Consider the following 14,248-nt stretch of genomic DNA (forward strand, 5'->3'; position numbering starts at 1 on the left):
GTCAGAGAATGTAGCGTTCGCGATAGGCGGCGAATTCGCGCTTGATCGCTTCTTCGTCCAAGCCGAAGCGCTCGAGCGAATAGTCGTGCATCGGGCGCTGTTCGCGCTTGTTGCCGGCGAGGAATTCGGCCAGCACTTCTTCAAGCTGCGCATCTACGGGGATGCCCATGCGGGTGAGGACACGCTCGGCCTGTGCCATGGGCTCCTTGCCCACTTCGCGATAGTCGATATCGATGAAGCGGTCTTCGCCGATCCGTTCGCGCGCGGCTTCGAACATGCGCATCCATTCGACCAGGCGGGGGAACCAGAATTCACCTACTTCCCGGTCGGTGAGCGTCGCGCTGAGCTTATAGAGCGCCGCCTGCATCGAGACATAGGAGGGGACGGTCTGGAGCGGGTCGCGGTGCGTCATGATGAGCAGCGCGTCGGGGAAAGCCTTGGCCACGACCTCGGTATAAGGGAGGTTGGATGGGCTCTTCAAAATCCACTTGCGGCCTTTGCGCGAGGGGTCCTGCCACTGGAGATATTTGAGGATGGTCTTGAGGTCTTCATGCCCCTTCGACTGGTCATATGTGTTCAGCCAGCGGGTGAAGCTGGGCACATAGTTCATGCCTTCGATCATGGTGCTGACGAACATCTGGCCCAGCACCAGGATTTCCTCGTCTGGCGCATCGGGTTCGAGGGGGTGGATGGAGGCGAGTTCGGGCGACAGCTGGAGCCAGCCATCGATCATCGCCTGCGCATAGGCGCGGCGCTCGACCGGGTTGCCGCGCTCTTCGCCGGGGAAGGGCGCGATATTCTGCGCTTCGAACCAGCGCAGGCCGGTCATGCCCGGCGCGCTGGCAAGCAGGCGCTGGAAGATGGTGCTGCCGGTGCGCGGCAGGCCGAGGATGATGCCCGCGACATCGACCTGTTCATCCAGGATTTCGGGATGGCGCTTGATGTCCTCGACCATGCGCAGACGGCTGACCAGGCCCTTGACGATCACTTCCACCGTGCCTTCGCGGCCAACGGGCGTCAGCCGCCCTTCGCGGTTGGAGGCTTCGATAAAATGGTCCATCGGTTCCAGGAACCAGAGGTCGCCAAAGTCGGTGAGCCCGGCCCTTTCACGCGCCTGCTGCAACAGCGCCTCACGTTCGAGGGGCTGGGTTTGGGTCTGATCGGGCTGGGTCGCCATAGTCGTCACTCTTGTTGAAAGCTTGAGGTGGATACCGGTCAGCCGGCCGTCTGTCCGCCATCGACGGTGAAAGCGGCTCCCGTAATCCGGCGGGCTTCGGAAGATGCCAGGAAAGTCACCGCATCGGCGATATCATCGGGCGTCGCCATGGCGCCGCTGTCGAGCCAGGATGCCGAGCGCATGACCATCTGCCAATCGATGTTTTCCGGGGGCGCCTCATGCAGCATCGGCGTATCGACGCCGCCGGGGCACACAGCGTTCACGCGTACGCCTTCCTTCGAAAACTCAAGCGCGAGCGCCCTGGTCAGGCCGACGACGCCATGTTTGGAGGCGGTATAGACCGAGTTATAAGGAACGCCGACAAGGCCAGCAGCCGACGCCATGTTGACGATATTGCCGCGGCGTTCGATCAACTGGGGCATGACGGCCCGGCACATTTGATAGACGCCGGTGAGATTGACCGAAATGACCCGGTCCCAGCGCGTCCGATCCACATCGGCGAAACGGCCGAAATCGAGAACGCCCGCGATGTTGCAAAGAATATCGACGCCGCCATGCAGGCTGATCGCGCGATCGACCATGGCCTGGCAGGAAGCTTCGTCAGCGACGTCGAGCGCCAACGCGGTGACGCCCTGGCCGATTCCCCGAGCGGCGTCTTCCACCCCCGCGGCATTGCGGTCGCCAATAACGAGCTTTGCGCCCTCGGCCGCGAACCGCTTTGCCACGGCCAAGCCGATTCCCGACGCTGCGCCAGTCACAAGGGCGATCTTACCTTCAAGCCGCACGCAAACTCTCCTGACAAACTGTGTAGTTGATTAGTGTTTGCGCCAGACTGCTACGCATTTCAAGGCTGAAAGCCGTATAAACTTGACAAGCGCGAACCGGATGGGCCTCTTCTCACCCGGACAAAAAAAGGAGGATGTCTGATGCTGTCGCTTCAGGAAATTTCGGATCGGCTGGAGATTCAGGACCTTCTGTCCCGCTACAGCTATGCGATCGATGAACGGAACTGGGACGCGTTAGACGATGTGTTTACGCCGGACGCGGTGATCGACTATAGCGAAACCGGCGGGGCAAAAGGCAGCGTGGCGCAGATCAAGGCATGGCTACCTGTCGCGATGGAGCGATTCCCGCTGTTTCAGCATATGGTCGCGACGACCAAGCTGGAACTGGAGGGCGATAGCGCTCGCAGCCGCACGGTGCTGTTTAACCCGATGGTCTATCAGGCCGAGGACGGGAAAGAGCAGGTGTTCTTCATCGGCCTATGGTATCGCGACAAGCTGGTCCGCACGGAACAGGGTTGGCGGATCGCAGAGCGCTATGAAGAGATGGGTTATGCCCATAATGTGCCCGACATGCCGCCCATCCCGCCTGTTGAGGACGTCCAGGTTTCCTGACGAGGTGATTTTCCTCCGGCGCGAGCGCTGGTCCAGTCGCGATTGCGTCCTTGGGCTGCCCGATCCGTCCCTATCTGAACGGGCGGATATGCCCTATAGCAGGGCGCGAGCCGCGCGCGTCCGGCAGCGGTTCTGTGTGCAAAGCGAAAAGGGAAGAGCGACGCCAGCCAATGCAGAGCAGTGAGGCAGAGAAGATTGATGCGGGAACAAAGCGCCGGGTCGGCAGGCCCAATGCGCGGGAAGCTGAACTGAAGCATGAGGCGATGTTGGAAGCGGCGCTGGAGGAATTTTCCCGGCACGGTTTTCATGGAGCATCGGTCCGCGCAATCGCGGAACGGGCGGGCGTATCGACGCGCACCTTGTATAATCGCTACCCTGACAAGGTCGCACTGTTCGAATCCTGCTTGGAAATGTCGGCAATCAAGCATCATTTCCCCGCTGGGGGGACAGGGACATTGCACCAGCAGTTGGTCAGTTATGCCCTTCATATGAACGGGCGGCTGAATCATGATCGCCAGGTCCGGCTTGCCCGCGTCATCTTTCGCGAGTGCACCAGCTTTCCCCAATTGGAAATGGTGTCGCGGCGGCAGTTCGAACGCTTTCAGTTGGAGCCCGTGCAGACGATATTGGCAGCCCACGGGTTCAGCGCGGAGCAGGCACGGGAACTGGCGAGCTTCTACGTTACGTTGCTGTTCCGGCGGTGGCAGGACCGGGTCATCTATAATGAGCGCGCTATGACTACCGCCCAGATCAAGGCCAACGCCGAAACCGTCACCCGTCTGTTCCTGAACGGTGCGTACGCGATGTTGAACGGGAGCTAGTGGCGGCTAGCGAGTCGGTTCGGCTATTACCGACGATGTCAGGTGCCACTGGTGCCAGTCGCTTTCTATCGACAATGAGCAGAGCGATCAGACAGTGGCGACCGGCGTCACCGGAGAGCCCACGCTGCCCGGCAAGCGCAGCGGCGGGGCGGTGAGCAGGAAGGCGTGGCGCTGCCGTTCGCCCAGCCAGGCCGCCAGCTCTTCCAGATACCATAGCTCGCCCAGGAAGATGCCCTGACGGAAAAGGCAAAGGTCATGGATGGGGAGGCGGATTGGCGGCGGTTCGGGCGAGAGAATGGCGCCAAGTGCTTCGATCGCGACATTGTCTGAACAGATGGCGACGATGTCGCTGTCCGTGATCCATTGCAGCAGGCTTTCGTCGCTGCCGTCGAGCGCGCACCCTGCTAGGGTCAGTGGCGTGTCATCGCCGCGCGCCTCCCGGTCGAGGACCAGGCGGTCAAAGCCGGTATAGAGTAGCAGGAAGTCGCCGGGGCGCAGTTCCACCCGCTGCGCATCCATTGCGCGCAGCAGATCGTCCCGGGTGACGGCGCGGCTTTCTATACCATAGGCGGCTTTGAGATTGACCATCACGCCCCGACCCTGCACGCCTGCGGTCGCGAGTGTCTCTATGCCGAGTGCATGAGCGCACGTGGCGCCCGTTTGCCCGACGGGGCCGCTGACGTCGTCGCCGGCGCGGAAGCCGTTATAATAGACGAGTTCGGCGACCCCGTCCCCATCCGCGTCGAAGGCCCGGCCACGGTGCGACAGAGCGTCCCACTGCGTGGAATGTTGGGTGTAGAGTAGCACCCGGTCGTCGCAGGTGGTTTCTTGGCCGTCCGGATCGAGACGGTTGAACATGCCGCCTTCTTCATCGCAGGCCGCGCTTAGCTGCGGCGGCTGGCGGAAGGGCGCGAAAGGGATGCTGGGCACGTTGAGCGGAAGGCTGAGCGTGAACGCGATACCGTCCTGGACTTCCGCCATTGCAGCGCGGCGGCGCTCTGGGGTCAGCAGGTTCATGCGGCCGATCTGGTCGTCCTCGGCAAAGTCGCCCCAGTTGGAACCTTCGGGCCTGTTCACCCATCGCGGCATGGATTTCCCCTTCTCGGATTATGCTGTCTCAGGGTGGCCGTTCAGCTACCGGGCGGCAAGGGGGCATTTTTCGTTGGAGCCCGGCCGGGATAAAGCTGTGCCAAGACGCGGCGCAGTCCATCGCGCCAGCCGACCCGACACGGCCCGGTGATCGCGAGGCGGCGGGCATTATCGACGCCTGACCCCGGCTGAGCGCCGGGGGCTGGAGTAATCTCGATTCGGGCGGGCATGCCGAGCAGTTCGCCCGCGAAGGCCGCCATCTGTTGCACGCTCACCATCTCGTCACCGGCCCAGTTGACGATCGTTGCCGGTGTGCTGGCGGCGGCAAGCAACGAGGGGAGCTGGGCGAACAAATCGTCGTCGTGGATAGGATTATAAGGGCAGGGGTCTGACCGTGTGGTCCAGGGGCGGCCCTGCGAGACCGTTTGCGCAACCAGCGTGGGCAGGCCGCCGCGCGGGCCGTAGGAAGCGCCCATGCGCGCGATGGTGATGGGGATGTTGAACTCGCGCGCGCAGTATCGGGCGACGGACTCCTGCGCAATCTTCGCCACCGAATAGGCGGCCATGCCGGGCAGCATCGCGTCGCCGAGCGGATCATCCTCACGATAGGCGTGGCAAGGATCGGGATGCGGCCTATACACCGAAACGGTGGACATGATGAGTGCGGCCTCAACCGTGCGGCAGTGGGACAGAAGGAGACCGGTGCCCTCGGCATTGACGCTGATCGCGCCGTCATAATCTTCGCCCTGCACAGTTGCGGCGAGATGCAGCAGATGGGTGAAGTTGCTGGGCAGGCCAGAGAAATCGGGCTGTCCCAGGTCGATGGCCAGAGTGCGGATGCCCGCCAGCTCCACCTCCCGCCGCTGTGCCGCGTCACTGAAGCGGGCGATGCCCCAGACTTCATTTTTGTCGGCGAGAGCGCGGGCCAATGGGAAAGCGATTTGGCCGGCAGGACCGGTGATCAGGATCTTGCATCCTTCTAGGGGGAGTGGTGCCGTCATGGCGTGGCAATAGGGTGTGGGTAGCCGCGGGCACAGCACGAAGCGCATTTTTTCACATGACCGAAAAAGCCTCCACTGAGCGCGCAGCCGTGCCCTTCGTTTGGAAATGCGAAAAATTCCTGCCGGTTTCTGCGATTATTGGAATGAAAAAGATATATTTACTAATGATTACCATATTGATTTGCAGATTTGTCTCCCCTATCGGAGCGTCAATAAGAGCGCTGGACGCAGAAGCGCCATCGATGTCAGGGAGTTGATGCGTGAGGCTGAATACAAGCTGATAGCTACAAGCGGAGCTGGGCCGCAACGGGCCAGGCGTTTGCACGCATTGCTGCCGACATAAGCGGTGCCCCTAGGTCGGGGCAGGCGCGACCTGATTTTATTTAGCAATTGAACGCATGGTGCCGAGGCATTGCTCGGTGCCAAACGCTGGACAGCGATCGCAACGCGTCGTCCAGATCAAAATAAAAAACGCAAAAATGGAGAGGATTTTCCGGCGGTGGCAGCGATGCCGCACGCCTTGCTCAACTGTGCAGGGAGAGACCTAAATGTCTTCTGAAATTCGCCGGCGGCAGCGCTTGCCGCTTCTCGCCACCAGCATGATGGCCGGTGTCGCCGTAAATCTGCTGGCGCCCGCCGCGTTCGCTCAAACCGAAGCTCAACCTCAAGCGGAAGAGCAGGGTGGCGGCATTGCCGACATCATCGTTACGGCCAACCGCCGTCAGGAGCGCAATCAGGACGTTCCGATCGCCATCACCGCTTTCTCGCCGGACCGGCTGGAACAGCAGGGCATCGCGAAGGAACAGGACCTGCAGGCCAGCGTCCCCTCGCTGATCGTTGGTCCCAACGGCCAGGGATCGCGTGACGCGCAGTCCTTCACCATCCGCGGCCAGGGCGCAACCTTCCAGGCTTCGCCGGGCGTCGTCGTTTACATGAACGAAGTCCCGCTGCCCGCAGGCATCACGCTCAGCCAGCAGGGTGGCCCCGGCAACTTCGTTGATCTGGAAAATCTTCAGGTCCTGTCCGGTCCGCAGGGCACGCTGTTCGGCCGCAACACGACCGGCGGCGCGGTGCTGCTGGTGCCCAAGAAGCCGACCAACAATTTCGGCGGCTGGATGAAGGGTGAGATCGGCAATTATGACCGCCGCTATGTCGAAGGCGCGGTGAATATTCCGGTCATCGAAGACAAGCTGCTGGTCCGCGTCGTCGGCGCCTTCCATGATCGTGACGGTTATACGCGCGATGTCGTGTGGAACAAGGATCGCGACGACGAGCATTGGTATTCGGGCCGCATCGGCGTAACGTTCAAGCCGACCGAGACCATCGAAAACTACACGATGATCTATGGCGCAAAGTCGAGCAACAATGGGTCGGGCTTCGTACATAAGGGTTATAACATCGAAGGCGCTGGCGGCCTCGCCCAACTGGGACTGTGCTCCAACACCCCGGTTACAGCAAGCGGCCCGTTTTCCTGTGACGTTTATCGTGCCGCTACGGCTCGAGCAGACGCACTTGGCCCCCGGCAGACCGCGTTGGGCGTCGATATCTTCTCGCGCACGAAGACTTGGGGCATCACCAACACGACCGATTTCGAGCTGGGCGACGAACTGACGCTGCGCAACATCGCCAGCTTCCAGAAGCTAAAGCTGGACTATGCCTATGACAGCGACGGCACGGTCCTGCAGCAGCATGACGTCGATCCCAATCGCCTGCCCGCGCCGGGCCAGGTGGTGCTGCCCGGCACCAACATCCCGCTCACCTATTACAACGAGAATGATCCGGGCTTCCCGCGCGACGACTTGAAGCAGTTCACGGAAGAATTGCAATTGCAGGGTTCCACGCTGGAAAAGCAACTGACCTACACCGTCGGCGGCTTCTATTATGACCAGCGGCCGAGCGGCACGCAGGCCGGCAGCGCGATCGTTTACTGTCCGGCATTCGCCACCGGAACGGACGTCGACACTCCCGGTTATCCCGTCGTATGCCCCGGCAACTACAGCACCTATGGCACTACGCAGACGTCCAAGGCGGTCTATGCTCAGGCGACGTTTGACTTCGGAGCGGTGTCGTCTGCTCTGGAGAGCCTTCGCCTGACCGGCGGCTATCGCCACACCTGGGACAAGATCCGCGGCTACTCCACCGCTTACCTGCCGCAGATTGGGGGCACGACCGCGAAGTGCAGTTCAACCGGCACGATCGTACCGATCGGGACTGCCGGGGCTGACTGCACCTATACTGCCGAACTGAACAGCAAGGCGTCCACCTGGCTGATCGGTCTGGACTACAAGGTAGTTCGCGACGTGCTGCTGTTCGGGAAGGTTAGCCGCGGCTACAAGGCTGGCGGTTTTAACCAGCAGGCCGTGTTCACCAATACCCGCACCTTCCAGCCGGAAACCGTGACTTCCTATGAAGCCGGTTTCAAGGCCGATTTCCGGGTCGCCGACGTTCCGTTCCGCCTGAACACCAGCGCCTATCTGTTGGACTATAAGAACATCCAGCGGGCAGGCGCGGACTTCAACCCCGGATCGGGCGCCGGTGGCGCGGTGGTCCGCAACGCCGACGCCCGGATCAAGGGTGTAGAGGTCGAAGCTTCGATGCAGCCGTTCCAGGGCCTGGAGATCGGCGGCAACTTCAGCCACACTGATGCGAAATACAAGAAGTATGAGTATACGACCAACACCGGCGGTTTCGGTTGCAACGGCGGTGTCGCGCCCGGTGGGACGGTGGACCTGAGCTGCCTGCCCTTCCAATATGTGTCGCCCTATATCTGGAGCATTCATGCCAATGCGACGATGCCGGTCGGCGACGACATGGGTAAGCTGAACTTCTTCGTGAACTATTCGCACACCTCGCGTCAGTACACCGATCCGGGCAATGTGCCTGCGCTGCAGCCGGGCGCGTATCTGGAAGCGTTCGGCCTGCTCAACATGTCGCTCGACTGGAACGACGTTGCACGCAGCGGGTTCGACGTGGGCCTGTTCGTCACCAATGCGACCAACAAGCTCTACCGGATCAGCAACACCAATGTCTTCCAGGGCGGCGGGCTGCTGTATCAGTCGACGCTCTATGGCGAACCGCGCATGTACGGGCTGCGCCTGAAATACCGCTTCGGCGGCGAGTAAAAGGGGAGGGCCGGGGGAACCCGGCCCTCAGACTGCTGACAAACCCCTGGCGTGAGCTGGGGGTTTGTGATTCTTCAGGCTATGGTGAGAGAGCCTGGACCTGAGCAGACGGCACTCGAGATAGTGACGCTCGAGGAGTTGGTTCCTGCGGATCACCTGCTGCGCAAGATCGACGCGGGCGGCCTGCGTTGGATCCGACACTGATGTTCAAGGCGCTGTTCCTTGGCTATTTGTTTGGGGTTCGCTCGGAACGGCACTTGCCGCGAGATCCAGGTCAACGTTGCCTATCGCTGGTTCCTGCGGCTGCGGCTGACCGGTGCGATCCTCGATGCCTCGACGGTGTCGCAGAACCGGCGTCGCCGCTATGGCGACACGACGGTGGCGCAGGAGATATTCGACCGGATTGTCGAGCAGGCGATCGGCCATGGCCTGGTGGATAGCACGGTGCTGTACACCGACAGCACCCATCTTAAGGCCAACGCCAACAAGAACAAATATGACAAGGCAGTCGTCGCCAAATCGCGCTCGGACTATTGGGAGGCGCTCGACGCCGCGATCACCCAGGAGCGACGGGAACGCGGCCTCAAGCGATTGTCTATCTCGGACGCCTCGACCGGCAGCGCGAGCGCTTTGGCTTTCCTGTCGCGGCGGTGGGGCTCAATGCCGGATACGCTACCGCCGGCATTGCTCAAGGGCTAGAGGAGCGCGGCATTCTCGGTCTTACCGGCTATCGCAACCCGACCCCGCCTAAGCCTGGTATGATGCGCAAGAGCCGCTTCCATTGGGAGCCGGACCAGGACAGCTATCGCTGTCCCGAAGGTCAGCTGCTGCCCTTGCTGCCCTATGCCACGACCGATCGCCATGGCTATCGCCACTACAAGTCTGACCCCGCGATCCGCCGGCAATGCCCGCTACTCGCCTCCTGCACCAGCGCCGCCAAGCCCCAACGCGTCATCACCCGCCATGTCTGGCAGGACATCAGAGACCGATGCGAGGGCCATCGTCTCACCCCTTAGGGTAAGGCCGTCTGCAAGCGCCGCAAGGAAACCGTCGAGCGCTCCTTCGCCGACGCCAAGCAGCTATATGGTCATCGTTATGCGCGCTTCCGAGGCCGAATAAGGGTCGCTTGCCAGTGCCTCCTCGCCGCAGCCGCCCAGAACATCAAGAAGATCGCCCTCGCCCTGACCCGCCAGTCAAACCCCCGACCGGATTGAACAGGTGCGCCCGCGGCCCTTCTCAAAAAACCAGCGCCGCACATCTTCAAAAACAAAACCCCGCCAGCCCTTTTTCTTTCCGGTCAGGCGGAAGGTTGCATCGCAGGGGGTGCTGGCCGCTGGCGGTCGCTCGGCCATGATGTCATCATCGTCTTTTAGGACTCGCGCCGGCGGCCAATCGCCGGGCACGTAGAGGAGGGCGAGGTGGCAAGCATCGCAACGGGCACGGCCGCGGACATGCGGCCAGTCGCGCCGCCCATTCAAATCGATAATGTCTATACGCCCGCGCAGCACGCGATGCTACTAGACATGATCCGGAACTATGGTCCGTGGCCGATGGTGACCAAGGGACGATTCCAGAATATTGAGCAGATCGCGGCTTCGACGAGCGGCCGTATCCAGCCCAACATGTCTATGGACCATTTCATCGTCGCGCAGTTTCGCGGCTGGGTCGCGAGCCATGGGACCAGCTATTATACCGAACTGGATGACATATTCCTCGACCCCAGGCTGCGCGCGCATGCGCGGGCCTATTGGGGCGCGGGTCTGGCGAGGCCGACCTTCATGTATTTCAGCCTCTCAGGGCCGTTCGAGGCGACCGATCCCGGCCACATAGACGGCGTGACCTTCCGCGGCATCCGCAAGGAAAATGCACCGCTCTGGATCCTGTCGCTGATGGGCAAGTCGGGGCTGTTCGACAGGTGGATGGTGAAGATGACGCAGGTGGTCGCCTGGTGGTGCAAATGTCCGACCGGCGGCTTTACCTATTGGCCGGACGGCATCGCCGGACAGCCGCAGCGCGTGACCGCGCCGATGTGGAACAAGGGCCTGATCTGCCAGAATGAGCGCATGTATCACCGGCCCGAGTCAAATGGTCCGCCTGCGCGGCGCATCTATGAAGGGCTATCGTTCGACACGGAACTGGGCGTCGATGCGGATGACCGCGATCGCTGGCTGATGAAGACGGGGGATACCATCAACGCGGTGCTGCATACGGATGACCTTCGGTTGATGCTGCATTGGAACGCGGAGGTCTATCATGACCTGGATGATCTGAAGCTCCATTCCGATCACCGAGACGACCTGACCCACGACATGGTCGCGGAGATCTTCATGGCCGATTTGCGGCGGAGGGGCATATCCTTCGATCCGCCGTCCGACCCCTATGATGACATGGCCTTCATCGGGGTACTGAACGACGCCTATAATCCGGGGCGGCCGCAACATTATCCGCCCGGCACCAAGCCGCTGTCGCTGATCCGGCGGGAGGAGACCGCACCATGAGCGGCCTGCCCCAGAGACTGACCCGGCCCGAGATGAACGCAGCGCAGGCCTTCGCCGCCTTTACCGGCGGATGGCAGCTGGTGTTGTGGACAACCTTTCACTCGGACGGGACGAAGGATTATCCCTTTGGAACCGATGCCGTAGGCCAGATCATGTATAGCGCCGATGGGCATATGAGTTGCCATCTGATGCGGCCCGACCGGCCGCTGTTCGGGAAGCCCAGCGTCTATCAGGTGAGCGATGAGGAACTTGGCGCGTCTATGCGCGGCTATAGCGGTTATTTTGGCCGATATTCGATTGATGCCATGGCAGGCGTCATCACCCATCATGTCGATGGCGCATGGTATCCCGACTGGATCGGTTCCGACCAGCCGCGCCGCTATGCCTTCTCCGGCGACAGGCTCTTTCTGGAGACAGAGATCGGCACAGACTTGGTGCGGATCGAATGGCGGCGGGTGGTTACGGATGAAGCGAGGCGGCTAAACGAAGCTTGATGGCAAGCGGCGGGACTATCGCCGCAGTCTGGACGCCAGTGGCAGGACATGCGTTCTCGTGAGCGGTGCCGGAGGCATCGGCTCGGCCTCCAGTAAATCGACCCCGATGGCTTCCGCTCTTTCCGCCCCGACGGCAAGGGCTGGCGAGCGCGGTCGGCTTGCACCACATGGCCTGCTTCATCGGCTGCGGGGGAGGAAAATTGGCCGATATACGGGTTTCATCCTCGTGCAGCGTCCACCCAACTCTTCCAGCAATTCGCGTTGCGGTGCGGGGAAGGGGGTTTCGCTCTCTTCAATCTTGCCGCCTGCCTGCATAAACCAAGGCGTCCCCGCTTTGCGCACAAGGAGCATGCGACCTCTATCGCTGTCGATCAGGGCGGCGGCGATGCGGATCGTTGGGGCGCGGGCGGTGCTCATCAGCCGTGCATGGCCGCCATCATCCGCGCCGCAAGCGCTTCAGGCACGCGAAGGGGGTTAAGATGTTCCGCCACGGACGAAATGCGGCCGTCCTTGAAGCCGAAGATGAAGGCATAATCGTTGGTGTAGAGCTGATCGCCCTCGAAGACGCCCTTCGATCGGACTTGCGCTGCGGCGCGGTCCGCTTCGGCAATGATGGCGTCAATGTGAAAGGCAAGTCCATCTTGGAAGAGGGACTTCAGCATCCGCGGCACAGCCCGATACAGGCCCGCCTCCATATCACCGGCGGTGGTCCAGCAAGTGAGGTCCGGGGCGAAGAGATCGTCCGGGAAGGCGCCGGCGGTAAGCCCTTCGAAAAAGCGAAGCACTTGCCGCCGGTTTGCCTCAATCATGCGTTGGCGCCGGTCATGTGGCGGGCCGCCACATAAGCGGAGGTCATGGCGGGTCCGATCGTGACGCCTGCGCCGGGGTAGCTTTCACCCATGGCTGAGGCAGCATTGTTGCCGACCGCATAGAGCCCGGTGATGGGTTCGCCCGTGTCGTCGAGCACCTGCGCCTTGGCGTTGGTCAGCAGGCCGCCATTAGTGCCGATGTCGCCCGGATAGATGGGCAGAGCGTAGAAGGGCCCCTTGTCCAGCGGCCGGAGGCAGGGGTTGGGGACGTGGCGGAAATCGCCATACATCTTATCGTAGGCGGCCTCGCCCCGGTGGAATTCGGGGTCCTCGCCCTTGGCCGCATGGGTGTTGAAACGGGCCACCGTTTCAGACAGCGTCGCGGGATCGACGCCGATCTTGCGCGCCAATTCCTCGATCGAGCGGCCCTGCTTCAGGATGCTGCGCACGCCCTTGCTATGCAGGAAGGTGGGCATCAGCGGGTAGAGCGGCCCCATCGGGAATTTGTGGCGGTAAGTGTGATCGAAAATCATCCAGCTGGGATTGGCGTCGCCATGTTCGGCATCGCGCCGCGCCATCTGCTGCCCGACGATATGGTAGGAGGCGGCCTCGTTAAGGTAACGCTTGCCGCTCTGGTTAACCATGATGCAGCCCGGCAGCGCGCGTTCGACGGTGCAGAGGCGCCCGCGATCTTCGCCCGGCACGTAGAAAACCGGCGCGGCCCAAGCCGATTGCAGGTTGAGCGTACGCGCGCCGATCGCCTCGCCCGCGCGGATGCTGTCACCGGTATTGCTGGTAACGCCGCCCGAATATTGGGCAGTGGGATAGAGCGGCGCGTTGGCGTTGCGCATCGTCTGGTTCTTGTCGAAACCGCCCGCTGCCAGCACCACGCCCTGGCGGACGCCGATGCGGTAGGGCTTGCCGTCCTTTTCGACGATAGCGCCCGTCACCCGGTCGCCTTCGCGTACCAGGTCGATGAGCGGCGTGTTCAGCCAGAGCGGCACGCCTCGATCGTTGAGCGCCATGCGCAGGCCGCCGGTCAGTGCATTGCCCAGCGTCAGTCGGCGGTCCTTGCGTGAGGTGAGGCGGAAGGGAAGGTCGAGCCAGTAGCGCGCCATGCTTACGGCGAGATTCTTCATCCAGCCCTTGGTGCGGTAGAGCAGTTCGCTGGTTTCGGTGAAGTGCCAGTTGATGTAGCCGAACAGGCTGGCCGCAGGGGAGGCGAAGCGCAGGGAGCGGACTTCGTTGCCGAGCGGCTTGCCGCTGATCGGGAGGGGCAGGTGTGTGCGGTAGCCCTGGGCCGAGCCGCCCGGATTTTCCGCATGATAATCGGGATAGGGGAAGGCCATATATTGGACCGGCGTGTTCGCCATGACCCAGCGCAGCATGGGCGCTGCGTTATCGACGAAGGCGCGGATATTTTCGTCCGGAACATTGTCGGCGGAGAGCGCCCGCAGGTAGGTGAAGGCGTCGTCCAGATTATCCTCAAAGCCCGCGGCCTTGGCGACGTCACTGCGGGGAATCCAGATGCCGCCGCCCGAGGTGGCAGACGTGCCGCCCCAAAGGTCAGCCTTTTCCACGATCAGCACGTCCGCACGGTTATGCGCACCGACCAGGCCCGCGAGCAGGCCGCCCGCGCCCGACCCGACCACGAGGATATCGACTTCCTTATCCCAATTACTCATTATAGCCCCATTCCGGTACGGATGTTTCCACGCGGGTGACCGGCGTGCCGGGCTTATCGCCGGTGCGCCGTTTCCCTCCCGCAAACTTCACGCGAACTGTGCCTTTCCACGCCATAATGTCAACTTCTTGCGTAGCAAGCTGGCGTTTTAGGATG

At 62.0% G+C, this 14,248-nt stretch carries 12 protein-coding genes and 1 pseudogene; 6 read left to right on the plus strand and 7 right to left on the minus strand.

Annotated elements, in window-relative coordinates; translation table 11 throughout:
• Nucleotide 1: 1 nt before the first annotated feature.
• Nucleotides 2-1,177 (minus strand): sulfotransferase family protein, encoded by a 1,176-nt coding sequence (locus EP837_RS16335; protein ID WP_066530959.1) that lies wholly within the window; start codon nt 1,175-1,177, stop codon nt 2-4.
• Nucleotides 1,178-1,215: 38 nt separating this feature from the next.
• The gene (locus EP837_RS16340; RefSeq protein ID WP_066530961.1) at nt 1,216-1,962 is read right to left on the minus strand and encodes an SDR family NAD(P)-dependent oxidoreductase; all 747 of its coding nucleotides are present in this window, start codon (nt 1,960-1,962) and stop codon (nt 1,216-1,218) included.
• Between the two features lie 141 nt (nt 1,963-2,103).
• On the opposite strand from EP837_RS16340, the gene EP837_RS16345 reads away from it, so the two are divergent.
• Together EP837_RS16345 and EP837_RS21910 are read left to right on the plus strand one after the other, a co-directional pair.
• Entirely contained in the window at nt 2,104-2,574 is a 471-nt protein-coding gene (locus tag EP837_RS16345; protein ID WP_066530963.1) for a nuclear transport factor 2 family protein, read from the plus strand.
• Between the two features lie 170 nt (nt 2,575-2,744).
• The gene (locus EP837_RS21910) at nt 2,745-3,395 is read left to right on the plus strand and encodes a TetR/AcrR family transcriptional regulator (RefSeq protein WP_066530965.1); all 651 of its coding nucleotides are present in this window, start codon (nt 2,745-2,747) and stop codon (nt 3,393-3,395) included.
• A gap of 87 nt (nt 3,396-3,482) precedes the next feature.
• On the opposite strand, the gene EP837_RS16355 is transcribed toward EP837_RS21910, so the two are convergent.
• Together EP837_RS16355 and EP837_RS16360 are read right to left on the minus strand one after the other, a co-directional pair.
• Nucleotides 3,483-4,484 carry a cyclase family protein gene (locus EP837_RS16355; protein WP_066530967.1) on the minus strand — a complete coding sequence of 334 codons (1,002 nt, stop codon included), beginning with the start codon at nt 4,482-4,484 and terminating at the stop codon, nt 3,483-3,485.
• A gap of 41 nt (nt 4,485-4,525) precedes the next feature.
• Nucleotides 4,526-5,533: an NAD-dependent epimerase/dehydratase family protein gene (locus EP837_RS16360; RefSeq protein WP_197486358.1), complete on the minus strand. Its 1,008-nt coding sequence runs from the start codon at nt 5,531-5,533 to the stop codon at nt 4,526-4,528.
• A gap of 500 nt (nt 5,534-6,033) precedes the next feature.
• On the opposite strand from EP837_RS16360, the gene EP837_RS16370 reads away from it, so the two are divergent.
• The 4 genes and pseudogenes from EP837_RS16370 (at nt 6,034) to EP837_RS16385 (ending at nt 11,599) form a co-directional block, all read left to right on the plus strand.
• Nucleotides 6,034-8,607: a TonB-dependent receptor gene (locus tag EP837_RS16370; RefSeq protein ID WP_066530973.1), complete on the plus strand. Its 2,574-nt coding sequence runs from the start codon at nt 6,034-6,036 to the stop codon at nt 8,605-8,607.
• An 81-nt stretch (nt 8,608-8,688) separates the two neighbouring features.
• Nucleotides 8,689-9,821 (plus strand): annotated as a pseudogene (locus EP837_RS16375) (transposase).
• 204 nt (nt 9,822-10,025) lie between these two features.
• Entirely contained in the window at nt 10,026-11,105 is a 1,080-nt protein-coding gene (locus tag EP837_RS16380) for a hypothetical protein (protein ID WP_082919754.1), read from the plus strand.
• Complete coding sequence (locus EP837_RS16385; protein WP_225870619.1) at nt 11,102-11,599, plus strand: lipocalin-like domain-containing protein; 498 nt, start codon at nt 11,102-11,104, stop codon at nt 11,597-11,599. The genes EP837_RS16380 and EP837_RS16385 overlap by 4 nt, the downstream gene beginning before the upstream one ends.
• A gap of 177 nt (nt 11,600-11,776) precedes the next feature.
• Here the strand turns inward: EP837_RS16385 and EP837_RS21440 are convergent, their stop codons facing one another.
• The 3 genes from EP837_RS21440 to EP837_RS16400 are packed head-to-tail and all read right to left on the minus strand — an operon-like array spanning nt 11,777 to nt 14,093.
• The gene (locus EP837_RS21440) at nt 11,777-12,016 is read right to left on the minus strand and encodes an NUDIX domain-containing protein (RefSeq protein ID WP_197486359.1); all 240 of its coding nucleotides are present in this window, start codon (nt 12,014-12,016) and stop codon (nt 11,777-11,779) included.
• A complete protein-coding gene (locus tag EP837_RS16395) occupies nt 12,016-12,408 on the minus strand; it encodes a nuclear transport factor 2 family protein (protein WP_066530974.1) in 393 nt (130 codons plus the stop codon). Before EP837_RS16395 ends, EP837_RS21440 begins: the two co-directional genes overlap by 1 nt.
• Nucleotides 12,405-14,093: an FAD-binding protein gene (locus tag EP837_RS16400; RefSeq protein ID WP_066530976.1), complete on the minus strand. Its 1,689-nt coding sequence runs from the start codon at nt 14,091-14,093 to the stop codon at nt 12,405-12,407. Before EP837_RS16400 ends, EP837_RS16395 begins: the two co-directional genes overlap by 4 nt.
• Nucleotides 14,094-14,248 lie beyond the last annotated feature (155 nt).

Source organism: Sphingobium sp. EP60837 (assembly GCF_001658005.1).
Taxonomy (GTDB): domain Bacteria; phylum Pseudomonadota; class Alphaproteobacteria; order Sphingomonadales; family Sphingomonadaceae; genus Sphingobium; species Sphingobium tyrosinilyticum.

Bases quoted from the DNA above. Each gene is read 5' to 3' on its own strand.
- EP837_RS16395 (WP_066530974.1), bottom strand. From the start codon at position 12,408: ATGATTGAGGCAAACCGGCGGCAAGTGCTTCGCTTTTTCGAAGGGCTT.
- EP837_RS16370 (WP_066530973.1), top strand. From the start codon at position 6,034: ATGTCTTCTGAAATTCGCCGGCGGCAGCGCTTGCCGCTTCTCGCCACC.
- EP837_RS16345 (WP_066530963.1), top strand. From the start codon at position 2,104: ATGCTGTCGCTTCAGGAAATTTCGGATCGGCTGGAGATTCAGGACCTT.
- EP837_RS16385 (WP_225870619.1), top strand. From the start codon at position 11,102: ATGAGCGGCCTGCCCCAGAGACTGACCCGGCCCGAGATGAACGCAGCG.
- EP837_RS16335 (WP_066530959.1), bottom strand. From the start codon at position 1,177: ATGGCGACCCAGCCCGATCAGACCCAAACCCAGCCCCTCGAACGTGAG.
- EP837_RS21910 (WP_066530965.1), top strand. From the start codon at position 2,745: ATGCAGAGCAGTGAGGCAGAGAAGATTGATGCGGGAACAAAGCGCCGG.
- EP837_RS21440 (WP_197486359.1), bottom strand. From the start codon at position 12,016: ATGAGCACCGCCCGCGCCCCAACGATCCGCATCGCCGCCGCCCTGATC.
- EP837_RS16400 (WP_066530976.1), bottom strand. From the start codon at position 14,093: ATGAGTAATTGGGATAAGGAAGTCGATATCCTCGTGGTCGGGTCGGGC.
- EP837_RS16355 (WP_066530967.1), bottom strand. From the start codon at position 4,484: ATGCCGCGATGGGTGAACAGGCCCGAAGGTTCCAACTGGGGCGACTTT.
- EP837_RS16360 (WP_197486358.1), bottom strand. From the start codon at position 5,533: ATGCGCTTCGTGCTGTGCCCGCGGCTACCCACACCCTATTGCCACGCC.